The sequence below is a fragment of the Alitiscatomonas sp. genome, from assembly GCF_037242085.1.
Taxonomy (GTDB): Bacteria; Bacillota; Clostridia; order Lachnospirales; family Lachnospiraceae; genus Alitiscatomonas; species Alitiscatomonas aceti.
The window spans coordinates 1-26,418 of the sequence record NZ_JAXXBR010000060.1; the positions used below are offsets into that span (position 1 = coordinate 1).

At 54.6% G+C, this 26,418-nt stretch carries 21 protein-coding genes; 8 read left to right on the top strand and 13 right to left on the bottom strand.

The window, feature by feature from the left end:
- The 4 genes from WIH05_RS04555 to WIH05_RS04570 all read left to right on the top strand — a co-directional run.
- A partial coding sequence (locus tag WIH05_RS04555; protein ID WP_337425042.1) for an ATP-binding protein occupies positions 1-358 on the top strand: 358 nt, incomplete at its 5' end.
- Positions 358-1,203 carry a response regulator gene (locus WIH05_RS04560; RefSeq protein WP_022274179.1) on the top strand — a complete coding sequence of 282 codons (846 nt, stop codon included), beginning with the start codon at positions 358-360 and terminating at the stop codon, positions 1,201-1,203. The genes WIH05_RS04555 and WIH05_RS04560, both read left to right, overlap by 1 nt.
- Before the next feature lie 105 nt (positions 1,204-1,308).
- A complete protein-coding gene (gene gltS / locus WIH05_RS04565; protein WP_215653339.1) occupies positions 1,309-2,499 on the top strand; it encodes a sodium/glutamate symporter in 1,191 nt (396 codons plus the stop codon).
- Between the two features lie 317 nt (positions 2,500-2,816).
- A complete protein-coding gene (locus WIH05_RS04570; protein ID WP_022274177.1) occupies positions 2,817-4,355 on the top strand; it encodes a BCCT family transporter in 1,539 nt (512 codons plus the stop codon).
- A 21-nt stretch (positions 4,356-4,376) separates the two neighbouring features.
- Here the strand turns inward: WIH05_RS04570 and WIH05_RS04575 are convergent, their stop codons facing one another.
- The 3 genes from WIH05_RS04575 to WIH05_RS04585 are packed head-to-tail and all read right to left on the bottom strand — an operon-like array spanning position 4,377 to position 7,474.
- Complete coding sequence (locus WIH05_RS04575) at positions 4,377-5,468, bottom strand: hypothetical protein (protein WP_337425043.1); 1,092 nt, start codon at positions 5,466-5,468, stop codon at positions 4,377-4,379.
- A gap of 3 nt (positions 5,469-5,471) precedes the next feature.
- Positions 5,472-6,530, bottom strand: coding sequence for a DUF58 domain-containing protein (locus WIH05_RS04580; RefSeq protein ID WP_022274175.1), 1,059 nt, complete (start codon positions 6,528-6,530; stop codon positions 5,472-5,474).
- A complete protein-coding gene (locus tag WIH05_RS04585) occupies positions 6,527-7,474 on the bottom strand; it encodes an AAA family ATPase (RefSeq protein WP_022274174.1) in 948 nt (315 codons plus the stop codon). The genes WIH05_RS04580 and WIH05_RS04585 overlap by 4 nt, the downstream gene beginning before the upstream one ends.
- A gap of 271 nt (positions 7,475-7,745) precedes the next feature.
- On the opposite strand from WIH05_RS04585, the gene WIH05_RS04590 reads away from it, so the two are divergent.
- Positions 7,746-9,173: a hypothetical protein gene (locus WIH05_RS04590; protein WP_022274173.1), complete on the top strand. Its 1,428-nt coding sequence runs from the start codon at positions 7,746-7,748 to the stop codon at positions 9,171-9,173.
- A gap of 130 nt (positions 9,174-9,303) precedes the next feature.
- On the opposite strand, the gene WIH05_RS04595 is transcribed toward WIH05_RS04590, so the two are convergent.
- The 3 genes from WIH05_RS04595 to secA form a co-directional block, all read right to left on the bottom strand.
- Positions 9,304-9,837: a GNAT family N-acetyltransferase gene (locus tag WIH05_RS04595; RefSeq protein WP_022274172.1), complete on the bottom strand. Its 534-nt coding sequence runs from the start codon at positions 9,835-9,837 to the stop codon at positions 9,304-9,306.
- 188 nt (positions 9,838-10,025) lie between these two features.
- Positions 10,026-11,162: a peptide chain release factor 2 gene (prfB, locus tag WIH05_RS04600; protein WP_022274171.1), complete on the bottom strand. Its 1,137-nt coding sequence runs from the start codon at positions 11,160-11,162 to the stop codon at positions 10,026-10,028.
- A gap of 16 nt (positions 11,163-11,178) precedes the next feature.
- Positions 11,179-13,758, bottom strand: coding sequence for a preprotein translocase subunit SecA (gene secA, locus WIH05_RS04605; protein WP_022274170.1), 2,580 nt, complete (start codon positions 13,756-13,758; stop codon positions 11,179-11,181).
- Between the two features lie 628 nt (positions 13,759-14,386).
- Here secA and raiA point away from each other — a divergent pair.
- Both raiA and WIH05_RS04615 read left to right on the top strand, forming a co-directional pair.
- The gene (gene raiA, locus WIH05_RS04610) at positions 14,387-14,914 is read left to right on the top strand and encodes a ribosome-associated translation inhibitor RaiA (protein ID WP_022274169.1); all 528 of its coding nucleotides are present in this window, start codon (positions 14,387-14,389) and stop codon (positions 14,912-14,914) included.
- 80 nt (positions 14,915-14,994) lie between these two features.
- Positions 14,995-15,492 (top strand): flavodoxin domain-containing protein, encoded by a 498-nt coding sequence (locus tag WIH05_RS04615; RefSeq protein ID WP_022274168.1) that lies wholly within the window; start codon positions 14,995-14,997, stop codon positions 15,490-15,492.
- Positions 15,493-15,680: 188 nt separating this feature from the next.
- Here WIH05_RS04615 and sdaAA read toward each other — a convergent pair whose 3' ends face one another.
- Genes sdaAA through WIH05_RS04635 form a run of 4 tightly spaced genes read right to left on the bottom strand, consistent with a single transcriptional unit; the run spans position 15,681 to position 19,650 of the window.
- Positions 15,681-16,574, bottom strand: a complete 894-nt coding sequence (gene sdaAA / locus WIH05_RS04620; protein ID WP_022274167.1) for an L-serine ammonia-lyase, iron-sulfur-dependent, subunit alpha — start codon at positions 16,572-16,574, stop codon at positions 15,681-15,683.
- A gap of 15 nt (positions 16,575-16,589) precedes the next feature.
- Positions 16,590-17,267 (bottom strand): L-serine ammonia-lyase, iron-sulfur-dependent subunit beta, encoded by a 678-nt coding sequence (gene sdaAB, locus WIH05_RS04625; protein ID WP_022274166.1) that lies wholly within the window; start codon positions 17,265-17,267, stop codon positions 16,590-16,592.
- Between the two features lie 22 nt (positions 17,268-17,289).
- Entirely contained in the window at positions 17,290-18,660 is a 1,371-nt protein-coding gene (locus WIH05_RS04630) for an NlpC/P60 family protein (RefSeq protein ID WP_337425044.1), read from the bottom strand.
- 15 nt (positions 18,661-18,675) lie between these two features.
- Positions 18,676-19,650, bottom strand: coding sequence for an FAD-dependent oxidoreductase (locus WIH05_RS04635; protein WP_337425045.1), 975 nt, complete (start codon positions 19,648-19,650; stop codon positions 18,676-18,678).
- A gap of 426 nt (positions 19,651-20,076) precedes the next feature.
- Between WIH05_RS04635 and fabG the strand changes: the two genes are divergently transcribed.
- Positions 20,077-20,805 (top strand): 3-oxoacyl-ACP reductase FabG, encoded by a 729-nt coding sequence (gene fabG, locus WIH05_RS04640; RefSeq protein ID WP_215653318.1) that lies wholly within the window; start codon positions 20,077-20,079, stop codon positions 20,803-20,805.
- An 855-nt stretch (positions 20,806-21,660) separates the two neighbouring features.
- Here the strand turns inward: fabG and WIH05_RS04645 are convergent.
- From WIH05_RS04645 to WIH05_RS04655, 3 genes are all read right to left on the bottom strand, one after another.
- Complete coding sequence (locus WIH05_RS04645; RefSeq protein ID WP_337425046.1) at positions 21,661-24,810, bottom strand: glycosyltransferase; 3,150 nt, start codon at positions 24,808-24,810, stop codon at positions 21,661-21,663.
- Complete coding sequence (locus WIH05_RS04650; RefSeq protein WP_337425047.1) at positions 24,807-25,658, bottom strand: class I SAM-dependent methyltransferase; 852 nt, start codon at positions 25,656-25,658, stop codon at positions 24,807-24,809. Before WIH05_RS04650 ends, WIH05_RS04645 begins: the two co-directional genes overlap by 4 nt.
- A gap of 11 nt (positions 25,659-25,669) precedes the next feature.
- Positions 25,670-26,418: Wzt carbohydrate-binding domain-containing protein (locus WIH05_RS04655; RefSeq protein ID WP_337425048.1), on the bottom strand; the 749-nt coding region annotated here is incomplete at its 5' end.

The following is a 26,418-nucleotide window of genomic DNA, read 5'->3' on the forward strand; positions in this document are numbered from 1 at the left end:
TGAGCTGATGGCTGTATTGAAAAATCTGGTCAATAACGCCATCGAAGCCATTGAAGCCGGAGCCAGACGGGGGACCATCCAGATCGTGGAGCATTTAAAAGACGGGCAGTATGAATTTTCCGTTTCCGACGACGGGCCCGGGATCTCCGCCCGCCATCTGCCCAATATCTTTAAAATGGGCTACTCCACCAAATTTGATTATAAAACAGGAAACATCTTCCGCGGAGTGGGACTTTACGGCGTAAAGGCCACCGTGGAGGAAAAATTCAGCGGAACCATTTCGGTGGAATCCGAGCCGGGCCGGGGGACCCGGTTTCTGATCCGGATTCCGGCCGGAGCCCTGGAGGAGGTAAACTGATGCGTATCTATATTGTCGAAGATGATATTTCTGTCATTCATATCCTGGAGGATATCGTGGAGTCCGGAGATCTTGGCGAGATCTGCGGCGACTGCGGCGGAGAGCCCGCCGACGTCCATGAAGTCCTGCGGGCCAGGCCCGATGTGGTTCTGGTGGACTTTTTCATGCCGGTCATGGACGGGGTGGAATTCGTCCGCGAGCTGCGCTCCTTCAACGCCACCATCAAATGCATCATGATCTCCCAGGTTTCCGCCAAGGAGCTGATCAGCAAGGCTTATACCGCCGGCGTGGATTTCTTCATCAGTAAACCCATTAACCTGATCGAGGTAACGTCGGTCCTTAAAAATGTGGCGAAGCAGATCCAGAACGAGCGGACCCTGGACAATATCCGCCATATGTTCATGAACGAGATCGGCCAGAAGCCCCAGAACAGCCGGGAATCCTCTTCCTATTCCAAAAAGCTCCGTTATATCTTAAACAGGATCGGCATGTCCGGGGAAAAGGGCTGCTCTGATATCCTGAAGATCTGCGATTATCTCCACCGGGAGCGGATCCCCGTATCCCAGATGAGCGTGGCCCAGCTGTGCGAGGCCGTCAGCGATTCTCCGAAAAACATGGAGCAGCGGGTCCGCCGGGCTATCGCTGCCGGAATGGCCAACGTGGCCCACATGGGCATCGAGGACTTTATGAACGAAACCTTTACCGCCTACTCCTCCACCCTGTTTTCCTTTGAGGAGATCCGTACTGAAATGGACTACATCCGCGGAAAACGGACGGACGGCGGAAAGGTCAGCATCAAAAAATTCATTGACGGCCTGATGCTGGAGGCTGACCGGGAAATTTGATCTTTTTTATCTCCATTCTGATTTTTTTTGTATTTTTTTGAAGGGGGCTTCTTATAGTTATATCCAGAGAATCCGTACAATAAGGAATGGAGGTAATATAAAATGATGTATGCGATCCAGCTTGACATGTACCAGGCTGCTGCTGTGGCGGCCCTTGTGCTGCTTTTGGGCCGTTTTCTTGTGAGAAATTTGGATCTGCTCAGACGCTACTGTATCCCGGAGCCTGTTGCCGGCGGCGTTGTTTTTGCCCTGGCCCACCTGGCCCTGCGCCAGGCCGGTATCCTGGAGATCTCCTTTGACTCCACGCTCCAGACCTTTTTTATGGTCGTATTTTTCTGCAGCGTGGGCTTTACGGCCTGCTTCCGCCTTCTGAAAAAGGGCGGGCTCCAGGTCCTGCTGTTCTTAGGGATCGCCGTTATGATGTGTGTGCTCCAGAACGGCCTGGGCGCCTTCATTGCCAGCGCCTTTGGTCTGGACCCCCGGCTGGGACTGGCCACCGGCTCCATCCCCATGGTGGGAGGCCACGGGACTGCGGCCTCCTTCGGCCCGCTCCTGGAAAAGGCCGGAGTCTCCGGAGCCAGCGCCGTTGCCATCGCTTCCGCCACCTTCGGGCTGGTGGCCGGCTGTGTGATCGGCGGCCCCACGGCTGTATCCCGGATCCGCCAGAAAAATCTGCACTCCTTTGAAACAGCCACCGGCTCCAACGAGGTGGTGGTGGATAAAAATGAGGTCACGGGAGCCATCGACTCCGGCCGGTTCTTAAACGCTGCCCTCTGCCTGGCACTGGCCATCGGCGCAGGCACTGTGGTCTCCGCCTGGCTGAATAAGGTCTTCACCTTCCCCATCTACATCGGAGCCATGCTGGTGGCTGCCTTTATCCGCAATACCACAGATATGGCCGGAAAGGAGATCCCCATGGAGGAGATCAGTACCATCGGAAGCTTCAGCCTTTCCCTGTTCCTGGGCCTGGCCATGATGGGATTGAAGCTCTGGGAGCTGGCCGACCTGGCCGTTCCCATGGTGGTGATGCTGGTGGCCCAGACGGTGCTGATGATGGTCTACGCCTACTTCGTGGTATTTAATCTGCTGGGAAAGAATTACGATGCGGCCGTCATGACCTCCGGCTTCTGCGGCTTCGGCATGGGCGCCACTCCCAACGCCATGGCCAATATGCAGGCCATCACCCAGAAATACGGCCCAGCCCCCACCGCCTACTTCGTGGTTCCCCTGGTGGGAAGCCTGTTCATCGACTTCATGAACACGATCATCATCACCAGCTTCTTAAACCTCCTGTGATCCCATCCGCGGGCGCCTTCCCAATCATATAGCGGGACCTTTTTAAAAGGCCGCGTACAGACCTCCTGTATCCTGCCGGAGCCTGGCGCGGCCCTTTTTGTCTCTCCGTTTTATCCCCATGCAGCAGTTCTGTCCGGATCTCCATAAGGCAGATGCCCGGCACCTCCTGCACGCTGCGGGCAGACAGGAAGCGGCACGGCTGGACGGTTCCATTCTCATATGGATTCTCTGTATTTTCCCCTTGCATTTCCTCCATGACGATGCTATAATGTTCAATATCACAAATAATTTTATAAAATTGAACAAGAGGAACGCATATGAACAAACAGAATCCCCATACAGAATCCCTGAAGGGAAGGATCGACTGGTCCACCGCCGTCATTCCCTTCGTGCTGATCGCCTTTTTATGCATCAGCTTCATGGCCGCCCCGGACGGCTCCAGACAGATCCTGGACAAGATCCGGGCGCTTCTGGGAGACACCTTCGGCCTTTATTATCTTGTCATCGGCCTGGGCGTGTTCCTGCTCTCCATTTATCTGGCCTTTTCCCGGTACGGCTCCATCCGTCTGGGCGGCCCCAATGAAAAACCAAAATACTCAGATTTTGCCTGGAGCAGCATGATGTTCACCGCCGGGCTGGCCGCTGACATCCTGTTTTACTCCTTCTGCGAATGGATCCTTTACGCCAACGATCCCCATATCGCGGAAATGGGATCCATGCAGATCTGGTCCAGCACCTATCCCATCTTCCACTGGGGCCCCATCCCCTGGAGCTTTTATCTGGTGCTGGCCGTAGCCTTCGGCTTCATGCTCCATGTACGGGGCTGCCACAAGCAGAAATATTCTGAGGCCTGCCGTCCCATCCTGGGAGACCGGGTGGATAAGCTTCCTGGAAAATGTATTGACCTTCTGGCCCTGTTCGCTCTTCTGGCCGGGACCGCCACGACCTTTTCCCTGGCTACGCCGCTGATGGCCCAGGTGCTTTCCAGGCTCACAGGGCTCCCGTCCTCCAAATGGGTCACCATCGGGATCCTGGTGGTCACCTGCATCCTTTACACCTACGCCCTGGTCCACGGCATGAAGGGGATCTCCCGGCTGTCTGCTGCCTGTATGTATCTGTTTTTTGCCCTTCTGGCCTATGTGCTCCTGGCCGGAGGCGAGACCCGCTACATCCTGGAGACCGGCTTCTCTGCCATCGGAAATCTGGCCCAGAACTTCTTTAGCCTGGCCACCTTCACCGATCCCCAGCGGACCACCTCCTTCCCCCAGACCTGGACCATCTTTTACTGGGCCTACTGGATGGTATGGTGCGTGGCCTCTCCCTTCTTCATCGGCTCCATCTCCCGTGGGCGCACCGTGAAGCAGACCATCCTGGGCGGCTATGTATACAGCCTGGGCGGCACCTTCTTAAGCTTCCTGATCCTGGGAAATTACAGCCTGGGCCTCCAGGTCAGCGGAAAGCTGGACGTTCTGGGGATCTATGGCAGCGCGGGAGATCTGTACTCCACCATCATCGCCATTGTGGATACCCTCCCCCTGGCTCCCATGGTGCTGGTACTTCTGATCGCCGCCATGATCGCCTTTTACGCCACCAGCTTCGATTCCATCGCCCTGGTAGCCTCCTCCTACACCTATAAACAGATGACTGGAGACGAGGAGCCCCACCGGGCTGTGAAATTCTTCTGGGCCGTAATGCTGATCCTCTTCCCCATTGCCCTGGTGTTTTCCGAAAGCTCCATGGCCAACCTCCAGACGGTTTCCATCATCGCCGCCTTCCCGGTGGCCCTGGTGATCCTTCTGATCATCGCCAGCTTCTTAAAGGATGCGGGCCGGTATCTGGACAGCAGTAAGAAATAGGATCTCAAAAGGCGCCGGAACTCAGCGTTCCGACGCCTTTTTCTTTACCTTCTTATAGATCTCCCTGGCCTCTCTCTTAAAAGCCTCCGTTTCCTCCTTTTCTCCATACCGGACCTTCCGATACAGATCCCGGAATGCGGTGATCTCCTCCTCCATTCCCCAGGAGCGGACCGCATCGCTGCACACGGTCTCGCTGCTGGCAGACCGTTCATCTGCCGGAAGCTGGAAGGCGACGCAGAGCTTTAAAAATTTACGGAAATAATACCGGACGCCCCGGTCTCCCATATACTCTCTGGTCCCAGCCCGTTTTCCCGTCTCCGGAGCCGCCTGGCTTCTTCTCACCGTTCCGGCCGGCCTCCGGTCCGTTTCCCGGCCGCGGCCGGACAGCATCCGGTACAGAAACCAGAAAAACAAAACCAGGGCTGCGGCTGCCGCAAGAGTTCCCAAAAGCTTCAGAAACGCCGGCGTTTCAGAGGCCGCCGTCCCCTCAAAGCCCGGGAGCGCCTCCGGAGCCATCAGGCCGTCCAGGGCATTTTCGGGCATCTCGTAGGAAAAATCCTTAAAAAGCCTGGAAAAGATCCAGGAGATCCCCATAAGGGTACCTGCCAGGAGGCGGACCATAAGCTCCAGCACCGGCACCACCAGGGTCATGTACAGAAATTTCAGGCCGTACAGAAGCCCTCCGGTCACAGCCCGGCTGGAAAGGATGCCGGCCGCTGCCAGCACCGCCAGAAGCTCCCCGGCAGTCCTTCCCCAGAAGCCGCCTCTCCCCTGTCCCGTCCTGGCCAGGCGCAGGGCCCTTAAAAGGAAGATCCCGAGAACCAGGAAGGCTGTAAAAAACGGGACACACCGTCTTCCCCAGACCTCCGTTCCCAGGGAAAGCCACTGGATACAGCCCGCCGCAAGAAGAAGCCTGGCCTCCGTCATGAGACTGTCATGGGCCCGCTCCTCCATGTTCCGTTTTTTCCAGCAGACCAGAAGCCAGACACACCAGGATGCCAGCGCCAGAAAAAGCAGTCCCCGCACCCAGAGGGGGCCGGAAAGGAACAGGGGCATGAACATGGCCATATAAAAACACACGTCCGTCAATATCTTAAAAACCAGTATGTCCATTTTCTACACATCCTCCCCATAAAGCGCCAGCAGCCTCCGGCCGGACCGCTCTTCCAGGGACGAAAGGTACGGCGCCGCGTCCTGGTTCCGGTCCGGAGCCACATAGATCAGGCTTTTTCCAGACCGGAGCCCCTTCCGGATGCCGGAAAGGAATTCCCCGCTCCCCATCCGGCAGTCGTAGGTCATCCTTCCCAGCCCCTCCAGCACAGTCTCCAGATGGCCCGGCCCCAGGCCCTCTCCGATCCGGTTCCAGTTTCCCATGGCCCCGGCGATCACGCCGTTGGTCTGGAAATCATAGGCGATCCTCCGCTTTTCCAGCTCCTCACAGATACTGCGGACCATGGAAAAGCACTGCTCCAGAAGCTCTGCTTCCCGTTCCTCGTCCCGGCACTCCACATCCAGGAGGATGGTACAGGAAAGATCCGTCATATTTTCCTGCTCCTTGACCAGAAACCGGCTCTGTCTGGCGCTCTGGACCCAGCTGATGGACCGCAGGGGCTCCCGGCCCGTGTATTCCCTGAACCCACGGATCAGCACAGGATCCTCAAAGAGGCTCCGTTTCACCACATATTCGCCTGCATATCCGCCCAGGAGCCTGGGAAGCTCCTCCCAGCCGCTGGGAGCCGGCTTTACCACGATCTCCTTTAATTCCGGATACGTCTCCATCGCTGTCTGAAGCCCCAGGAAATCCCCGGCCTCTGCCGAAACGCCCCGGAAGAAATATCTTCCCCGCTTTTTTAAAAGGACCCTCCGCTCTAACTCCGTCTTCTGGCGTCCCTTAAGGTAAAGCACCGAAAGGTGATCCCCAGAGGACTTTGCCGCCACGTTCTCTCCGTTTTCAGAAAAGACAAGTCCTGCGGGGATCTGCTCCCTCATCTGGAGATAGGGGACCATAAGACGCTTTCGGTTGTTTATGGTCATGGTCCAGGAAAAATCCTCCCCCGGCTCCACCACGGTCTTATCCAGGGCCGTGGCAAAGTCCAGTCCATCCAGCACATGGTCCATGGAATATTTCTCCGCCAGCCATACCAGAAGTCCCAGGACTCCAAGAAATACGATCATCGCAGGTTCTCCATGGGAACCGGGATATCCTCCATGATCTGTCCCAGATATTTTCTCGCATCTTCAAAGCTTTCGCCTCCCCTGGAGATGATCCTGTGGCTGAGGACCCAGGGCGCTGCGGCCTTCACATCCTCCGGGATCACAAAATCCCGTCCCAGGGACGCAGCCATGGCCTGGGAGGCTTTATAGAGGGCGATGGCCCCCCTGGTGGACACTCCGGTAACAAACCGGCTCTCCGTCCGGGTCTTTTCCACAATGTCCATCATGTAGCCCAGGACATCCTTCTGGACCCGCACCTTCGTATATAGCTCCTTCATCTCCTGGATCACCTCCGGGCTCACCACCGGCTCCAGGGAGTTTAAAATATCTGCTGTGGACGGCCTGGACACCACCTCCATCTCCTGCTCCCTGGTCATGTAGCCCAGGCTCAGCCTCATGAAAAACCGGTCCAGCTGGGCTTCCGGCAGGGGAAACGTCCCATAGGATTCCACCGGGTTCTGGGTGGCCATAACAAAGAACGGCTCTGCCATGGGATAGGTGACGCCGTCCACGGTGATCTGGCTTTCCTCCATGGCCTCCAGAAGGCTGGACTGGGTCCTGGGCGTGGCCCGGTTGATCTCGTCCGCCAGCACGATATTGGTAAACAGGGGGCCTTCGCGGAACTGGAACTCCCCTGTTTTCTGGTTATAAAAATTGATGCCCGTAAGATCCGACGGCAGAAGATCCGGCGTAAACTGGATCCGCTTAAACCTGCTGCCCACGGTCCTTGCAAATGCCTTTAAAAGCATGGTCTTTCCCGTTCCCGGCACGTCCTCTAAAAGCACGTGTCCGGAGCATAAAAAGCTAATAAAGATCAGCCGGACCGTTTCCTCCTTGCCGACGATCACCCGGGAACAGCTTTCCACCACCCGGTCTGTATGTTCCTTAAAATGGCTGTATTCCATTGCCTGTCTCCTCCGTTTTTGGAATATTTCTCTACTTATTATAGACGGCTCCGGCCACGGGCGCAAGAAGGTTTTCACCAGGATCCGGCTCCATAACGGCGGTTCTGCGAAAATGTTCTTAATTCTTAAACAATTCGTAATGCCATGCCACACTTTTACCCCAACTTAGTTCTGGACAGACCTTGCCACTTAGTGGTATGATAGTACATAACAGGAATAGAAAAAAACGCGCCCTTCAAATCATGCGCGATACAAGGAGGAGAGTACATCTATGAAAAAAGCAAATTTCTGCTACGCTGTTCTGACAGCTTCCGCAGTTCTCACCCTGGGAACTGTATTTTCCGCTTCTGCTGCCCAGTGGCAGGCTTTAGGAGACGAATGGGTATATGTACAGAACGACGGAGAATACTTTAAGGACGGCTGGAAACAGGACGGAAACCTGTATTATTATCTCGGAAGCGACGGCATCATGCTCCGCCGTACCCTGATCGAAGACGACGACAACTACTACTACTTAGGTTCCTCCGGAGCCATGGCCACCAACGTATGGAAATTCATCCAGAACCCGGAATGGCAGGGCGACGAGCTGGTAGGCGAGGGAAGCTGGTACTACTTCGGCTCCAACGGAAAAGCCATCAAGAGCGACGGCAGCAAGGCCAAGGTTTATGAGGTCGGCGATAAGAAATACGTGTTCGACCATTACGGACGTATGATGAGCGGATGGGTCACTGAAAGCGGCGAATATGTGGAATCTGAGGACGACTGGGCCAACGGCTTATACTATGCCGACGGCGAGGGCGACGGCAGTGTAGTGACCAACGCCTGGGTATACACCACAGTTCCCGACGACACCAACGAGGACGAGACCGAGCCCACCTACCACTTCTACTTCGGCTCCAACGGCAAGAAGACTGTGAGCACCAAGAAATCCATCGGCGGCAAGGAGTACTTCTTTGATGAGAGAGGTGTGGCGCAGTATGGATGGAAGCAGGACGACAACAGCGAGTGGATGTATTACGGTGATTCTGAAGAGCCCTACCTGCGCACCGGCTGGTTCCAGGCTGTTCCTGCAGAGGCAATGAATTCCAGCGGTCATGAGGACGGAAGCGTATACTGGTACTATGCCACCAGCGCCGGAAAGATTGCGGTCTCTGAGTTCCGGACCATTGACGGAAAAACATATGCCTTCAACGGAAACGGCGAACTGGTAACAGGTCTTAAGAGAATGACCGTCGATCCCGCTGACAAAAAGAAGATCACAGCGATCGCATCCGTAGACTATATCAGCGATATCGAGGGCAACTTAGAGAGCCAGGATACATATGTCTGCTACTTTGGCGGCGATGGAGCTGCCAAGACTGGCACCCAGACTCTCACCATTGACGGAAGCTCCTATACCTTTGATTTCAAGTCCAACGGTTCTCCCAAGGGCGCAGGCACCAACGGCATCAACGATAACTACCTGTATGTCAACGGAAGAAGATTAGCGGCAGAAGATGGAAGCAAATACCAGACCGTAGACTTCACTGATCCGAAGGGCGAAAAATCTGGTGAATATCTGGTCAACGAAAGCGGTGCTGTTCAGAAGAACAAAAGAAATGTAAAGGACGCAGACGGTTACTACTACTGTACTGATTCAAAGGGTCATTTACTTCACGATCCTCTGGATGACAAGTGTACTGAAAAGCATCAGAAGTAACGCAAAAACTAAACCCCTTACCACAAAAGCGGCACCCCATAGACAGAAAATTGTCTATGGAGCGCCGCTCCTTTTTCTCTCAAATCACATCGCTCAGATCCCATAAGATCCGTTTCCGGCCGGCCTCTAGTCAGCCTGCAAACGCATCCTTCATAACCCGCTCTCCCAGATATCTGCTGAATCTCTCAAACGCTTCCCCGGACAGACGTTCCGGGCTGGTCATCAGCACCAGATTGTGGCCATGGCTTTCCTGATGATACGCCGGATGCGTATGCTCATAGGGATTGTCTATAAACCCGCATCTCTCATAAAACCCTTTCCTGCGCCTGGAAATATCATCCACAGGGGGATCGATCTCAAGGATCCGCGTTTTCTCCCCTTTCCCCAAAAGCGCCAGCACCCGTTCCCCGTACCGCTTATTTCTCATTTCCGGGCAGATACAGAAATGCTCAATGTAAATAAATTCTTCATTCTCCCAATACAGGATCAGCCCCACGAACCTATCCTCATCATAGACCAGATCAAAGCAGTATTCACTGTCCCCTAAGATCCTTTTCTGGGACAGCTCCTCTCTCTGTTCATGATAAGGGAAACTTATCTGATACAGCCTTAAGGCCTCGTTGTACATGGGATGTGACGAATCCGTGACCCGTTCCAGACGCATACATATTTCCTCCTGTTCCACATTTTTCCGGCTGAGATCCGGCATTCCTTCCATCAATACCAAACAGACCGGTCCCAGGGCACAGGCCCAGGAACCGGTCCTCTCTTTTCTTTTTATCCATCTTCCCGCAGAGCAGGCTCTGCCAGGCCCAAAACCAGCGAAATCCTCCGCTTCCGCCCAGAATCTGCTTATTCGCTCTCTCCGCCCTTCACCTGCGGCCGTCCCAGGCTTTCCCACTTGAGGTATGCGCTGATGAATCCGTCGATGCTGCCATCCAGCACGCTGGTCACATTCCCGCTCTCAAAGCCGGTCCTGTGATCCTTAATGAGCGTATAGGGCTGGAGCACATAGGAGCGGATCTGGCTGCCCCAGGCGATCTCCTTGACATCGCCCCGGAGATCAGAGATCTTCTCCGCGTTCTCCTGCTGCTTCAGCATATAAAGCTTTGCCTTTAACATCTGCATGGCCCTGTCCTTGTTCTGGAACTGGGACCGTTCATTCTGGCACTGTACCACGATCCCTGTGGGGATATGGGTGATACGCACCGCAGAGGAGGTCTTATTGATGTGCTGCCCGCCGGCGCCGCTGGACCGGTACGTATCGATCCTTAAGTCGTCCGGATTGATCTCCACATCCAGATCCTCCTCAATATCCGGCATCACATCGCAGGATACAAAGGAGGTCTGCCGCTTTCCGTTGGCGTTGAACGGAGAGATCCGCACCAGGCGGTGGACGCCTCTCTCGGATTTCAGATATCCAAAGGCATTCTCCCCGTTGATCTGGAGAGTCACTGACTTGATCCCGGCCTCTTCACCGGCCAGATAGTCTAACATCTCCACGGAAAAGCCCTTGCTCTCCGCCCACCGGCAGTACATCCGGTAAAGGATGCTGCACCAGTCGCAGGATTCGGTCCCTCCGGCTCCTGCGTTGAGGCGCATGATGGCATTGTTGCCGTCGTATTCTCCCGTCAAAAGGGTACGGAGCCGCAAGGCCTCCAGCTCGTCGGAAAATTCATCCACCATCTTCTGGATCTCCGGAACGATGGCCGGGTCGTTTTCCTCATACCCCATCTCGATCATCAGACCGATCTCCTCATACTGGTTCTGAAGCCTGTTAAACTCCGCGACCGTATCTTTTAAATGCTTCGCTTCCTTCACAAGCCTTGTGGATAATTCTGCATCTTCCCAGAAGCTGGGCTCCTCCATGGTCTTGTCAAGCTCGTCGATCCGCCTGATCTTCGCATCCAGGTTTAAGGATTCCCGAACTTCCTGAAGCGGTTTTTCATATGTGGATAACGTATATTTAAACTGATCTAACTCAACCATAGAATCTCGTCCTCTCTTACTGGGCTAACGGCTTTCTGCCGTGGCACTGTTTATATTTTTTACCGGATCCGCAGGGACAGGGATCGTTGGGGTAGATCTTCTGGGCTGCCCGTCTCTGGGGAGTTCTGGCTGCCGTGTTGTCCCTGTTGGTGCCTGTCACCCGGGCCGCAGCCTCTCTCTCGATCTTCTGCTCCACACGGATATGGCAGAGGATGCGGACCGTATCTTCACGGATGGCAGAGGACATATCCTCGAACATCTCATATCCGCTCATCTTATACTCTACCAGCGGATCCCTCTGGCCATAGGCCTGAAGGCCGATCCCCTGGCGGAGCTGGTCCATATCGTCGATATGGGACATCCACTTATTGTCGATCACCTTTAAGAGCACCACCCGCTCGATCTCACGGATCTGCTCTGCATCCGGGAATTCCGCTTCCTTGGCCTCATAGAACTTGGTGGCCTTTTCCTTTAAGGCGTGCTTCAGTTCATCCTTCTTCATATGACGGATCTCGTCATTGAGCTCCAGGGGCTTTAAGGGAATGATCGGAAGGATCAGCTCGTTCAGCTCCTTAAAGTTCCACTTATCCGCAGACTGCTCGTCTCCAATGGACATATCCACAGCGCCTTCCACGATGTCGTTGAGCATCTTCATGATCACGTCGCGCATGTTCTCTCCGTTTAATACCTGGAGACGCTCTGCGTAGATCACCTCACGCTGCTCGTTCATGACTTCATCGTATTTTAACAGGTTCTCACGGATCCCGTAGTTATTTGTCTCGATCTTTTTCTGGGCCTTTTCGATGGCTGTGGACAGCATCTTATGCTCGATCTGCTCGTTCTCCGGAACTCCCAGGGCATTAAACATGCTCATAAGCTTATCTGAACCGAAGAGACGCATCAGGTCGTCCTCCAGGGACAGGTAGAAACGGGATTCACCCGGATCGCCCTGACGGCCGGAACGGCCGCGCAGCTGGTTGTCGATACGTCTGGACTCATGGCGCTCCGTACCAATGATCTTTAAGCCGCCCAGGGCCTTGGATTCGTCATCCAGCTTAATATCCGTACCACGGCCGGCCATGTTGGTGGCAATGGTCACAGCGCCGTGTACGCCGGCCTCTGCAACGATCTCCGCCTCCAGCTCATGGAACTTGGCGTTTAATACCTTATGGGGAACTCCGCGCTTTTTCAGCATGTGGCTTAACATTTCGGAAGTCTCGATGGTGATGGTGCCCACCAGCACCGGCTGCCCCTTTTCATGGGCCTTTACGATCTCCTCCACCACAGCGTGGAATTTTTCCTTCTTCGTCTTATAAACGGCATCCTCCAGATCCTTACGGACCACCGGACGGTTGGTGGGGATCACGATAACATCCATTCCGTAGATATTCCGGAACTCCCGCTCCTCTGTCTGGGCCGTACCGGTCATACCGGCCTTCTTGCGGAACTTATTAAAGAAGTTCTGGAAGGTGATGGTAGCCAGGGTCCTGGACTCTCTTCTTACGTTTACGTGCTCCTTCGCCTCGATGGCCTGGTGGAGACCGTCGGAATACCGGCGGCCCGGCATGATACGGCCGGTGAACTCGTCAACGATCAGCACCTCGTCGTCCTTTACTACATAATCCTTATCCCGGAACATCATGTAATTGGCGCGGAGGGCCAGGATGATGTTGTGCTGGATCTCCAGGTTCTCCGGATCTGCCAGGTTTTCAATATGGAAGAACTGCTCTACCTTCTTGACGCCCTCGGCCGTTAAGTTTACCACCTTATCCTTTTCGTTTACGATAAAGTCTCCGGTCTCCTCGATCTCCTCGCCCATGATGGCGTTGAACTTATTGAACTCTCCGGACTCCTCGCCCCGGGTCAGCTGCCTTGCCAGCACATCGCAGACCTCGTAGAGCTTTGTGGATTTTCCGCTCTGGCCGGAAATGATCAGAGGTGTTCTGGCTTCATCGATGAGGACAGAGTCCACCTCGTCGATGATACAGTAATCCAGGTCTCTCAGCACCATCTGCTCTTTGTAGATGGCCATGTTGTCGCGGAGATAGTCAAAGCCCAGCTCGTTGTTGGTCACATAGGTGATATCGCAGTTATAGGCGGCCTTTCTCTCTTCGGAGGTCATGGAGTTTAATACCACGCCCACCTTAAGGCCTAAGAACTCATGGACCTGTCCCATCCACTCGGCGTCACGCTTTGCCAGATAGTCGTTGACCGTTACGATCTGGACGCCCTTTCCGGACAGCGCGTTTAAGTAGGCCGGACATGTGGACACAAGGGTCTTGCCTTCACCGGTCTTCATCTCTGCGATACGGCCCTGGTGCAGGACGATACCGCCGATGAGCTGGACCGGATAATGCTCCATTTTTAAGGTTCTTTTTGCTGCTTCCCGGACGGTGGCAAAGGCCTCCGGAAGAAGATCATCCAGAGTCTCTCCGGCTGCCAGGCGCTCTTTAAACTTCCTGGTCTGGTCCTTTAACTCCTCGTCGCTCATTTTCTGCATTTCCGGACGCAGCTTTTCAATTTTATCAATAATCGGGTAGATCAGCTTCAGCTCCCGCTCACTGTGCGTTCCAAATACTTTTTCAACAAGATTCATTCTGCACGCTCCTAAATCTAAAACTTTCTTTTCCCCGGCTTTCTGTGGCCGGAGGACAATTCTGCTATCATACAATCCTTTATATTCTATCACCTTCATACGGTTTATTCAATGCTTTCCTTTTTTTTTAACAATTTAGACATATTTCTGTCCATGGCTCCGGCCGCCGGATGGGACCATTCCGCCGCTTTCACCCGCCTGGAATGTAAAATTATTGTAAACTGGCAGATTGCACAAACCATACATTCGATTTTCTGGTTATCCACTTTATCCACCGTCGTCCACAAAACTTTTGTTGAAAGTTGTCCCCCCTGTTTTTCCTTTATTTTACTGAAAAACGCACTTATACACCAAGTTATCCACATTATCCACAATTTATCCCATGGTTGATTCCTATTTTTCGGTGGACGCGTAATTTTTCATATTTTTGTACACATCTCATAAAATTCACTTTTTCGACCAGTTTTTCCAGCAAAACCATTGACAAATGGCGAAGGCTGTCGATAGTACCCCTATCGTTTTACAGATCTGTACACCCCTTCAAGTTGTCGCACCTTTTATAATTTTAGTTGTTTTTTACAGAATTATGTGCTATAATAAGACCATCCCAAAAGAAGGAGTTGATTCTATGCGTTATATCATCAGCGGAAAGAACATCGACATTACACCAGGTTTAAAAGAAGCAGCAGAAAATAAGATCGGAAAGCTGGAACGCTATTTTTCTCCTGATACGGAAGTACAGGTAACCATGAGCGTAGAGAAAGGACGCCAGAAAATTGAGGTAACGATCCCTGTCAAAGGCAGCATCATCCGTGCCGAACAGGATTCCAATGATATGTATGTTTCCATTGACCTTGTGGAAGAGATCATCGAACGTCAGATCAAAAAATATAAAACAAAACTCATTGATAAGAAACAGAGTGCGCTTTCCTTCAGTGAGGCCTTCCTGCAGGAGGAGCCGGAGCATGAGGAGACCATAAAGATCGTAAAGACCAAACGCTTCGCAATGAAGCCTATGGATCCGGAGGAGGCCTGCATCCAGATGGAGCTTCTGGGCCACAACTTCTTTATGTTCCTGAACGCAGATACCAACGAGGTCAATGTTGTTTATAAGAGAAAATCAAATTCCTATGGTCTGATCGAACCGGAATTCTAATGACCCCCATGGACAAGCTTTTTAAAGGCCGGTGCGCGGAATCTCCCGCACCGGTCTTTTTATGAAAGAGAGGAATCACAATGAAAATATCCATCGTTTACCATTCATCCACAGGCCGCACAGAGGCAGCCGCAAAAGAGATCGTCAAAGGCATTGAGGCCGTAGAGGGCATGGAGGCCGTTCTGATCCCCGTTTCATCCTTCAGTGAAAAAAAGGACGAGTATGTAAAGGAGCTCCAGGAATCCGCCGGCGTATTATTCGGAACGCCGGATTACTATGCCGCTGAATCCTGGCAGCTAAAGCAGTGGCTGGATACCTGCCCTGTAAGCCTGGGCGGAAAGCTGGGCGGCGCCTTCGCCACCTCCAATGTTCCCCAGGGCGGCCCGGTCATGGCCATCGAAAGCATCCTGACCCAGCTCCTGGTAAAGGGAATGCTGGTCTACTCCGGCGGGACCAGCCTTGGAAAGCCCAATATCCATCTGGGGCCTGTATGTACCGGGCCGGAGATGACCGGAATGGATCTCTTCCCCGTATTTGGACAGCGCTTCGCCTCCAAAGCAGCCGAGCTCTTCAAGTAAGCTCCGTAAGGAAGAAGCCCGCCTGCGGGGTTCTCCGCCTATGACGGGCCGCTTCTGCGGCGAAATTCCCTTCCGCTCCCATGGCGGTCCCCGTACAGCGTTTTTTCACAGGACGTACATTCCTAAGACAAAAATGTCCCCTGGCTATCCATAATAACTGGTGGCCAGGGGACATTTTTGTTTTGATCCTATTTTTTCATTTTATTCCGTTTATTCGCACATGCCATACAATTCTCGCAGGCGCTCTTGGCAACAGCCATACCGCCCAGAGAGGTCTCCCTGAGCTCCGATGGGATGGAACGTCCCACGGCGTACATGACCCCAATGGTCTCGTCGATGGGCGTGATGCTCTTTACGCCCGCCAGGGAAAGCTCCGCAGAGATCAGCGCATTGGAAGCGCCCATGGCGTTCCGGTTCTGGCAGGGATTCTCCACCAGGCCGCCGATGGGGTCACAGACCAGACCCAGGATGTTGACCATGGCAAAGGAGGCCGCGTCCATGCACTGCCTCGGAGTGCCTCCAAAAAGCTCCACAGCCGCCGATGCAGCCATGGCGCTGGCAGACCCCACCTCTGCCTGGCAGCCGCCCTCTGCTCCCGCTGTGGTGGCGTTTCTGGTGATCAGATAGCCGATGGCCGCCGCGTTAAACAGCGCCTGGCAGATCTCGTCGTCGGTAAAGCCGTACTGCTCCTGGAGAGCGCAGAGGGTCCCCGGGATCACGCCGGAGGAACCGGCTGTGGGAGCCGCCACGATAAGACCCATGGAGGCGTTGACCTCCAGGACACCCACCGCATAAGCAATGGCCTTGGAGACCACGTCGCCGCAGATGTTTTTTCCCTGCTCCCGTAAGGCGTGGAGCTTCTTGCTCTCTCCGCCGATCATGCCTCCCATGCTGACAATGTCCTCTTTTAACGGCTTCTTCACTGCCGCCTGCATGATGGAAAAGGCCTTTTTCATCCTGGCTCTTGTCTTTTCCCCATCCTGCTCCAGGAACGTGGTCTCCCGCTCGAACATGGCCTCTGAGATCTTTTTATTTTCTTTTTCACAGTATTCTAAAAGCTGCGCACCGTTGATAAAATTCATATCCCTTTCCCTCCGTTAATCCAGCTGGATGGCCGGCACTACCAGCACATTTGTCACTGATTCCACGCCCTTTAAGGCGCTGACTACCTGGTTTGACACATTGGTATCCACTTCGATGATGGCGTAAGCCCGTTTTCCCTTGCTCTCCCGGTAAAGGCGCAGGGAACCGATGTTCAGATCGTAGGCGCTTAAAACCGTGGTCACAAAGGCCAGGGTCCCCTTCTTGTCCACATGCTCCACCACTAATGTGCAGTAATTGCCCGTCAGCTCCACATCCACGCCGTTGAGCCTTGTGATCACCGCATTTCCGCCGCCGATGGATTTTCCCCGCAGGGACACGACACTCCCGTCCTTATCCGTCACGTAGATATCCACGGTATTGGGATAGATCTCCTTGTCTGTAAAGTTCTCTTCAAAGGAGAACGCCAGGCCGGCCTCCTTTGCGTGTTCAAAAGAATCCCGGATCCGCTCGTCGTCGGGATGGTATCCCAGGATACCGCCCACCAGGGCCCGGTCCGTACCATGGCCATGGTACGTTCTTGCAAAAGAACCGTAAAGCACAAATTTCACAGACGCAGCTCTTTCTACCATACGGCCCGCAACAAAGGCGATCCGCAGCGCTCCTGCTGTGTGGGAGCTGGAGGGACCGATCATATTTGGTCCCAGAATATCAAACGTTCCAATCTCGTTCATACCCTTTGATTCCTCCTGAATGTTAATTTAAAAACGTAACCGCCTTATACGGCGTCCTGTAATATGCAGTTGTGATCATGATCCCGTTTTTAGGCGTGCTGGCGTGGATGATCTGTCCGCCGCCGATGTACAGGGCCACGTGGTTGATGTAGTCGCCGCTGGCATAGAACAGCAGATCTCCCGGCTGGACCGAATCGATGGGGATCTCTTTTCCCTTGGCCGCCTGGTCCCTGGAGCTCCTTCCGGTGCTGATCCCGAAGTGCTCAAAGATCTTCATCGTAAAGCCTGAGCAGTCCGCTCCCTCTGTAAGGCTTGTCCCGCCGTATACATAGGGATTTCCCAGGAACTGCTTTGCATAAGCCACAATGGCTGTCCGGGTGGCAGAGGCCAGCTCTGCGCTTCCGGGGCCGGACGGAGCCAGGATCCCCTGGGAAGCGTCCGTATCCCCGCCGGGACCGGACTGGCTGCCGATGGTTCCGGAATTTCCAGAGCCAGCTCCGCCGTCCGGGCTATTGGTCCCGGAACCTCCAGCGTTCCCGCTGCTTCCGCTGCCTCCAGGCCCGGACTGGCTGCCAACGCCCGTATTCTGGCCCTCCGCAGGCTTCATCGCATTCTGGGAAACCGGCTCCTCATTGGGGTTTGCCTGGATAAAGCCGATCTCCGACGAGGAGATCTCCGGTGAGATCACGGTGCCTCCATTCTGGACGCCTTCCTCTTTCCGAAGCTGTTCCATGGCGGCGATGGCCTCCTGGGCCTCCTTCTGGAGCTTTTCCGTTTCCTCTTTCTTTTTCTTTTCTTCCTCTACGCTGACCGCCTGGTCGAACTCCACCCGCTGGGTGATATAGTCCTTATGTACATAGCCGCTCAACTCGTAGTCCACCTGGATCTGTACAAAATCGCCCTCTTCCTTTGTGGCGATGTATTCGGCATCCCTGGACAAAAGCGTCAGCGTGGCGCTGGTGGTGTTGGGTTCCTCCCTGAGCCGCAGAGTATCCGTATTGATGGCGGCATATACGGTCCCCACCTGCTTTGCCACCTTCTCCGCCTCCGCTCCGGTGATAAAATATTCTGCTTTTATGTATCCGTTGACAGAGCCGGACTGGATCTGGTACCAGGCGCCGCCCTCGCCGTCCACGGTTTTTAAAATAGTGGCTGCGCAGTTATTATAGATCTTTCCAACGATACCGCTGCTGGTGTTGGGCTCGGTCCGCACATTGACATAATTGCTCACCCGGGAAATGGCCACATTGGCGTACGCCTCCCCGTTGGAGCCCACCACCGGGATCCCCAGGCGGGGGCTGGTCTGGGCTGCCGTATCTGCGTAAACCGTCGCAGGAGCCAACATAAGCGCCAGGGCGCATCCAACGGTCAGTATGATCTTTCTGTTTTTCATTCTGTCTTTCCTTCCTTATTGCTGTCCGTTTAAATACCGCTCTGCGCTGGTCACACAGTTGGCTCCGTCAGCCACGGCTGTAACGATCTGGCGCAGGTTCTTCGTGCGCACGTCTCCGGCCGCAAAGATCCCTGGCCGGGATGTTTTTCCATCCTCTCCCGCCAGGATATAATGGCCTCCGTCCATGGCCACCAGGTCCTCCAGGCCCTCTGTATTGGGAGAGATCCCCACGGCAATGAACACGCCGTCCACGGGAAGCTCCCTCTTTTCTCCCGTTTTTTTATTGGTGAGGCTTAAGGATTCCACCTTGTTTTCCCCGTTGATGGAATCTGCCACTGTGTCCCAGAGGATCTCTACATTTTCCATCTCCATCAGCTTTTTCTGGAGGCTCTTTGCTCCTCTGAGCTCATTCCGGCGGTGGATCAGATATACCTTCTCACAGATCCTTGCCAGGAAAATAGCGTCCTCGATGGCCACGTCTCCGCCTCCCACCACGGCGGCTGTCTTCTTTTTAAAGAAGGCTCCGTCACAGGTGGCACAGTAGGAGACACCCATGCCCATGAGCCGTTCCTCACCGGGAACGTCCAGCTTCCTGTGGCGTGCTCCTGTGGCGATGATCACTGTCCTTGCCAGATACGTGCCGTTTTCCCCGTTCAGCTTCCAAAGAACAGGGCCGCCGTCTCCGGCCTCAGCAGCCCTTAAAAGGCCCTCGCCGTCCTCTCCGGCCTGTTGGATCCCGATGATGGAGTCCTCGGCAAATTCCGCTCCCAGCCGGTCCGCATGCTCCCGGAATTTCATTCCCAGGTCAAAGCCGTTGATTCCCGGAAGGCCGGCGTAATTATCTACCTCGTAGGTGGTCAGCACCTGTCCGCCGCTGACCATCTCTTTTTCTATTACCAGTGTCTTTAATTCTGCTCTCTGGGCGTATATGGAGGCTCCAAGGCCCGCCGGGCCGGAACCTAAGATCACAAGATCATAAATCTGTTCCATGCTCTCCTCCCATTCCTGTCTCTGCCTCCCGGACCTGGACATCCATTGGAAACCAGGCCGTTCCGGCCGCAGACATTCCATTTTTCGGCCTGGTCCTTCCCAGGCACATAATTCCTCCTTAGTATATCACAGTCCTGGGAAAGAATACAAACGGTTTTCCAGGAAATATTCGTGGCATTATTGTGGCAGCTCCTGGCCTTTCCCTGGAAAAACGATTCCGGAGCGTGTATAATAAAGCTGCGGCAGCGATAAAGATTTTCTGTCCATGGGAATTTTCCCGAACATAAAAGTTTGGGGAAATTCATAGTTTTTGGAAAAATAATTTTTCTCGGAAAATTTTAGTTTTTAGAAAATATTTTCAGGGAAAATGGTAAGGTCTTTCTGGGAATCCCAGGAAACTGCCTGCAAGTGAAAGGAGAGATACGTATGAAGAAAACTGTCCTGGTGACTGGCTCCTCCCGTGGAATCGGGAGAGCCATCGCCTTAAAATACGCGGAGCACGGATATAATGTGGTCATCAACTGTGCCCGCAGCACAGACCGCCTGGAGCAGGTAAAAAAAGAAGCTGAGGCACTGGGAGCCGCCTGTCTGGCAGTCCAGGCAGACGTGGGAATCTGGGAGGACTGCGTCCGCCTGTTTGCCCAGATCCAGGAACATTTCGGAGACCTGGATATCCTGGTCAACAACGCCGGGATCTCCTGGATCGGGCTTTTACAGGATATGGATGTTTCCCAGTGGAACACGCTGATCGCCTCCAACCTGTCGTCGGTCTTCCACTGCTGTAAGCTGGCGGTTCCGGGCATGGTAAAAAAACAGTCTGGCCGCATTGTCAATATTTCCTCTGTATGGGGCGTCTGCGGTGCTTCCTGTGAGGCAGCCTATTCCGCCTCCAAGGGCGGTGTGGGAGCCCTTACCCAGGCTCTTGCCAAGGAGCTGGCTCCCTCCGGGATCCAGGTCAATGCCATTGCCTGCGGCGCCATCGATACGGAAATGAACGGGTTTCTGTCCGCAGAAGAGGAAGAAGCGCTCCTGGACGAGATCCCGGCCGGCCGCATGGGGCGGCCGGAAGAGGTGGCCGATGTGGTCTTTGCCATGACAGGATCCCCGGACTACCTCACCGGCCAGGTCCTCCGTCTGGACGGAGGGTGGATCTGATCCAGAGGAAGACCGTTCCTGGCACGGATCGGGACCTTGGAACAGCGCTCCAGGATTCCGGCAGTGCGGACTCCGGACTCTGGATCGGACTTTTAGCCGACATAGATTCCGGCTCCGGGACGGGGTTTTTGGGGCAGGTGCGGATTCCGGCCCGAAGTATGAAAATCCATCTGGTTAGTCTGGACTATTGGGCATAAACATATCTTTTTTCCCGGTATGCCCAATTTCTTCCGGAAATCCAGTCTTTTTCCCGCTTTTCCCTGGTCTTATGGGCATACACCCCCATATTTCTTCCCCTATGCCCAAAATTCCCCTAATTTCTGGGTATGGGGGAAAAATTTCCCCCTTTATGCCCAATAGTCAAGACTAACCACAAAAATATACAGAATAATCGGCCAGAGAGGCTGACCTGGGATGGGCAAGGACAGAGGAACAGAGAAGCTGACCAGGGGGATGACTGGAGCGCGAGGCCAAAAAAGCTGACTAAAGCGGGCAAGGACAGGGGGACAGGGGAACAGAGAAGCTGACCAGGGGGATGACCGGGGCGCGAGGCCAAAAAAGCTAGCTAGGGCGGGCAAGAACAGGAGAACGGGGAAACCGATCAGAGGGGAGGCCTGGAGCGCGGGGCCAAAGAGCCAGCCTGGGGCGGGCAAGGATCGTAAGCTGGAGGAGCTGGCTGAAATTACCGGCCGGCACATCGGCCGGGGAGAATAATAAAATGAGACGGCTTCCAAAAATCCTTGGCCAGCCGCTTCCTTAAAAACGGAACGCGGAGCCCTGGAAGAAAGTCCCAGGGGTCCGCGTTCTGTATCCAGGCCGCCCGCAAAAGCGGGCGGCCCATCTTCATCTACCTAATTATCTCTCCTGCCGCGTAAAGTCCTCTTCAATGACCTTCCAGGCGGCATCCACACTGAAATGCTCCCGGATGTAGGCCTGGGTCTTCCGGCACATGGCGGCGCAGGTATCCGGATCGTTATAAAGGCTCACCACCGCCCCGGCAAAGTCCTCCGGCTCGTCGGCGATCCGCATGATATCCCCGGCCTCCGGAATGCCTTCCGCCCCGATGGATGTGGTGACGATGACAGAGCCGTTATAAACGGCCTCCACCACCTTGCCCTTGACGCCTGCCCCATACCGTAAGGGGACCACCACCAGGCGGCAGCCGGCGTAAAGCGCTGCCAGTTCCTCTTCGGATACGAAGCCCTTGACCACAATGCCGCTTCCCGGCTGCTCCAGGGCCCGGATCTCCTCCGTCACCTTGGAGCCCACCACGTAAAAGGGCACATCCAGCTTCTCCCGGATCAGAGGGAATACCTCCTTTGCAAACCACAGGACCGCGTCCGCATTGGGCGGATGGGCAAAGCCGCCTACAAACAGGAGGCCCTCCCGCTTTGCAAAATCCATGTCGATGTTTTCCAGGAACGTTTCATATACATACGCTGTAATGGCCTTCACCGGCAGCTCCGGCTTCACCGCATGGATGGCCTCCTCCTCCACATAGGACGGATAGTAGGCCGCTGCCGCCTTCTCCATCAGAGAAAACTCGATGGATTTCCAGTAATCGGAATCCCGTTTTTTCTGGATGTCTCCGGTCAGCTCATACTCCCGGTATTCCCTGAGGAAATGGAGATCGTGGCCATAATAAATGATCTTGATGTCCGTGTTCTGCTTCAGGAAATCCACGTACTTCACTGCAATATGGGGCCGGTTCAGATAAGCGAAGTCGATCTCATCCTTATTTTTCATGATCCAGTCCCAGATCCCTGCCTGGTATTCCGGTCCATAAAGGATCTCCACGCCCATCTGCTGCAGGACCGTGGAATACGGCTCCTCATGAAGGAAATTATCCCCCAGGAACTTCACCACATATCCCTTCTTCAGGAACATTTTCAGATACTGGTAGGTGGTCTTGGAACCGGCGTCCTTATCGAAGGTGGGCACATAATGATCCACCACCAGGATCACCGGCTTTCCCTGGCTCCTTTCCCTGGCCCGGAACGGGTTGGGATTTCCCGTATTGACACACTGCTTTTTAAACTCCTCGGCCCATTTTTCCTTGAGCTTCCGGCTGTTCTCCACCTGGTAGCGCTTTAAGCCCGTTCCGTTGACGTCGGTGCCGTTGGACACGCCCTCAAAATGGATCACCTTGGAAAGGGGCTGGTATACCACCCGCAGGCCGGCCTTCCGCACCTCAAAGGCCAGGTCGGAATCCTCGCAGTAGGCCGGAGCGAACCGGTCGTCAAAGCCGCCGATCTGGTTCCACAGCTTCCTGGATAACAGGATGGCGGCTCCGGAAATATAGTCCACGTCCTTCACATAATTATATTCCGCCTTGTCCGGATCGTCCAGGCGGCCATAATTCCAGCCGGAGCCGTCGCTCCAGATAATGCCGCCGGCCTCCTGGAGCCGTCCGTCCGGGTACACCAGCTTGGAGCCCACCATACCGATGGACGGATCGGAGCCGATCAGGTCTACCAGGGAGGAAAGCCATCCCGGCGTCACCTGGGTATCGTTATTTAAGAACATGATATATTTTCCCCGGGCCTTTTTCGCCGCATTGTTGCAGTTTCTTAAAAAGCCCTGGTTGGTCTCATTGCGGCAGATCACCACATTCTCCGCATATCTGGAAAGCTCTCTGGTGGCGTCGGTGGAAACGTCGTCGGCAATGATGATCTCATAGGACACGTCCGGCGTGTTCTCAAGAATAGACACCAGACAGGCGTAGGTATAGTGGATCTGGTTATAGACCGGGATCACCACAGAGACCTCCGGCTCCTCAAAATATGGGAACCGCAGCTTTCCGTGTTCCAGATATCCCTCGCCGATCTGGAAATCGCCGCCGATCCGGTTCCTTCCTTCGCCCGTCAGATAAAGGCCCAGATATTTTCCCGGATGGCGGATGGTGTTTTTCACATATTTTAAGACCTTTCTCTTTCTGGTCCCCTCCGGGAAGGCCCGGTCCACCAGCCTGTGGCACTTTCTTAAGCCCTTCCATATCACTGACTCGTGCTTAGAAAGGTACTGCAGCGTTTTTGCGATCTCTCCGTTTTCCCGGCGAAGATCCGCGATGATCACATCCAGGTTCGCCACATGGTTATTGGTGAGCCGCTGGACCTCCTGCTGCTTCTGGATGGTCACGTCCCGCTCAGCCACCGTCTGGTTCAGGGTCTCGCACCATTCCACCACCTCCGGCAGCTTCCTGTGGGCCTCCAGGAGCTCCTCCAGGCTCTTCACCGGCTGCTCATACTGCTTCATGTACTGGAAGCCGCCGTTTCCATGGACATACGCCTGGAAGTGCTCCTCCATGGAGGCAAAAAGCCTCTGCTCCTCTTCCCCTATGCCAAAGTGGGCGAAAAGCTCCTCCTGTGCGGAAGAGACCGAAGCCTCGCACCGGCGGTAAAAATACAGCAGGTTCCTGTAATGAAGGAACCTTGCGGGGATCTCCATGTCAAAGACCCACTCATAATCAATGCCGTAAACATGGCCGCCGGAGATCATCAGATTTTCAAATAATCCATCCACATTGGGGGCCGCGGTGAGCCGTCCCAGCTCCTCCAGCCCCTCCGGCACAGGCCCGAATACCTCTGTAAAGCCCTGGCTGGGAGCAAAGGGGCCGCCCGTCTGTTCTTTTATGGAAAAATGCCCGCTGTCCACAGAAAAATCCTCCGGGAACACCAGGGCCATGACCCGCTCCAGCTCCTCATAGGGGATCTGGCCCATATGGATCCGGTCCGCCAGGGCGTCTGCCAGGGTCTCTCCCTCCAGATACCGGAAGCAGACGGTCTTTCCGCCGTCCTTAAACTCTGGCTCCAGGAAACGGATCCTGGGATTCTGTTCCCGGATCATCTGGTACTTTTCCCAGAATGAGCCCATATGGCCGGCTCCCGCTTCCGTAAGCGCCGTCTTTTCCACGGAAAGGGCGCCGTTTTCCCGGACGATGGCCGTCTTCAGCTGGAATTTCTCCGACCGGGTCCGGTTATATTTCACATATATGATCTGTCTCATGACTGTCCTCTCCTGTACGCTCCCAGGAACGAATTGGCAAAGCTGGAAAATACTCCGTTCCTGCATGCCATGGCCATGGCCTGCTCCTCGCTTCCGAAGGTCAGTCCCGGCCCATCGAGCCTGGCGGATATATTGGTCACCTCTCCGTTCTCCGGCAGATATGCGTCTGAGTAGACTGCCGCCGGATACCGGTAATCGGGAACGGGATAATAAAGAAGGGAGCTGCCTCCGTAAGTCCCCTCCAGGGACTCCAGAAGCTCCAGTACCTCCGCCCGCAGGAAGGAAACGTCAAACCGCTCCGCTCCCATCCAGTAGCGGACTCCCGCTGCGTTCTCCGCTGCAAAGTACAGGGTCCCCTCCGGCTTCAGAAGCCCGGCCGCCGCCTTTAGGACTGCCTCTGCCTCTTCCTTCTTATACTGCTCCAGGGTTCCGGCCATAAAAATAAGGTCAAACCCTTCCCCCGGAAACTCCAGGGGAGCTGTTCCATTTCCTGGCTTATACTCCTTATATCCGGCTTCCGGCTTTAAGATATCCCCCCGGACAAAACGGAGATTTCCATACGTTCCATAGCGCAGACGGTTCACCTCCAGGTTTTCGTCCCTGGGATCCAGTACCACCGTCTCTCCGGCCCGGCGGGCCAGGAGCCCTGTGTAAGAACCGTAATCGGAGCCGATCTGCAGGACCCGGGAATCCCCCTGGATCTCCGTCCACTCAAACAGGTTCTCCCGTAAAGGAGAAAAGGCATACAGGCACTCCGGGGACGTCTCCGCCTTTAAAGCTGCCTCTGTATCATTTTCATATCTGGCCATCAGATCCAGGATCTCATAGCTGGCATCGTTCTTCATCATGATCCGACTCTCTATCCTCTCGTTAGCTTCGTCTCCACCTCTGACTCCATATCGTAGACCCCTACGGTGTTCTTATTGGAGATCACCGTGATGTTGGCCACATCGTAAAGCCGGTGGTATACCACATGCTCCTCGCCCTCAAAGCCGGTACAGCTCATGGATAACAGGTATTCTCCTCCCTGGAGCGTCATCTTCTGGGTAAAGGACACATCGTATACGTCGCCCTCGTTTACGGGCTTCACATCCGCACCCTCGTACATGGTGTTGGTGCCGGAAAGATCCGTTCCCTTTTTATCCTTGATGGTGTACGTAAAGATCGGACATTTTAAGGGAGCATGGAAGCGGATCCGCTCTTTGATGGTGAACATCTCTCCCTTTAATAAAAGGTTGGTCAAGTTCCCTCTCTGGTCAAACAGGCCCAGGTCAAAGATCTCCGCCCGTCCGTCCCCGTACTCGGTCCGGCTGGCGTTGATGGTGATCTTATCCTTCATGAGGCCTCCGCTGCCGGAGTCTCCGCCTGCTTCCTTGTTCCCGGTCCCTGCTCCGTCCGCCTTCTTCCCGTCCTCTTTGTCCATGCCGCCGGAATAATCGCTTTCCAGCTCCTCCTTCAGAGAATCCATCTGGTTGGCCAGGATCTTCTTATAAAGATCCACCATATGGCCCGGCTGGCCCTCGGCAATGAATTCGCCCTTATTCAACAGGACCACCTTATCGCAGTATTTGATGATGCTTCCCATATCGTGGGTCACCATTAGGATGG

Bases quoted from the DNA above. Each gene is read 5' to 3' on its own strand.
- WIH05_RS04560 (WP_022274179.1), top strand. From the start codon at position 358: ATGCGTATCTATATTGTCGAAGATGATATTTCTGTCATTCATATCCTG.
- gltS (WP_215653339.1), top strand. From the start codon at position 1,309: ATGTATGCGATCCAGCTTGACATGTACCAGGCTGCTGCTGTGGCGGCC.
- WIH05_RS04570 (WP_022274177.1), top strand. From the start codon at position 2,817: ATGAACAAACAGAATCCCCATACAGAATCCCTGAAGGGAAGGATCGAC.
- WIH05_RS04575 (WP_337425043.1), bottom strand. From the start codon at position 5,468: ATGGACATACTGGTTTTTAAGATATTGACGGACGTGTGTTTTTATATG.
- WIH05_RS04580 (WP_022274175.1), bottom strand. From the start codon at position 6,530: ATGATCGTATTTCTTGGAGTCCTGGGACTTCTGGTATGGCTGGCGGAG.
- WIH05_RS04585 (WP_022274174.1), bottom strand. From the start codon at position 7,474: ATGGAATACAGCCATTTTAAGGAACATACAGACCGGGTGGTGGAAAGC.
- WIH05_RS04590 (WP_022274173.1), top strand. From the start codon at position 7,746: ATGAAAAAAGCAAATTTCTGCTACGCTGTTCTGACAGCTTCCGCAGTT.
- WIH05_RS04595 (WP_022274172.1), bottom strand. From the start codon at position 9,837: ATGCGTCTGGAACGGGTCACGGATTCGTCACATCCCATGTACAACGAG.
- prfB (WP_022274171.1), bottom strand. From the start codon at position 11,162: ATGGTTGAGTTAGATCAGTTTAAATATACGTTATCCACATATGAAAAA.
- secA (WP_022274170.1), bottom strand. From the start codon at position 13,758: ATGAATCTTGTTGAAAAAGTATTTGGAACGCACAGTGAGCGGGAGCTG.
- raiA (WP_022274169.1), top strand. From the start codon at position 14,387: ATGCGTTATATCATCAGCGGAAAGAACATCGACATTACACCAGGTTTA.
- WIH05_RS04615 (WP_022274168.1), top strand. From the start codon at position 14,995: ATGAAAATATCCATCGTTTACCATTCATCCACAGGCCGCACAGAGGCA.
- sdaAA (WP_022274167.1), bottom strand. From the start codon at position 16,574: ATGAATTTTATCAACGGTGCGCAGCTTTTAGAATACTGTGAAAAAGAA.
- sdaAB (WP_022274166.1), bottom strand. From the start codon at position 17,267: ATGAACGAGATTGGAACGTTTGATATTCTGGGACCAAATATGATCGGT.
- WIH05_RS04630 (WP_337425044.1), bottom strand. From the start codon at position 18,660: ATGAAAAACAGAAAGATCATACTGACCGTTGGATGCGCCCTGGCGCTT.
- WIH05_RS04635 (WP_337425045.1), bottom strand. From the start codon at position 19,650: ATGGAACAGATTTATGATCTTGTGATCTTAGGTTCCGGCCCGGCGGGC.
- fabG (WP_215653318.1), top strand. From the start codon at position 20,077: ATGAAGAAAACTGTCCTGGTGACTGGCTCCTCCCGTGGAATCGGGAGA.
- WIH05_RS04645 (WP_337425046.1), bottom strand. From the start codon at position 24,810: ATGAGACAGATCATATATGTGAAATATAACCGGACCCGGTCGGAGAAA.
- WIH05_RS04650 (WP_337425047.1), bottom strand. From the start codon at position 25,658: ATGATGAAGAACGATGCCAGCTATGAGATCCTGGATCTGATGGCCAGA.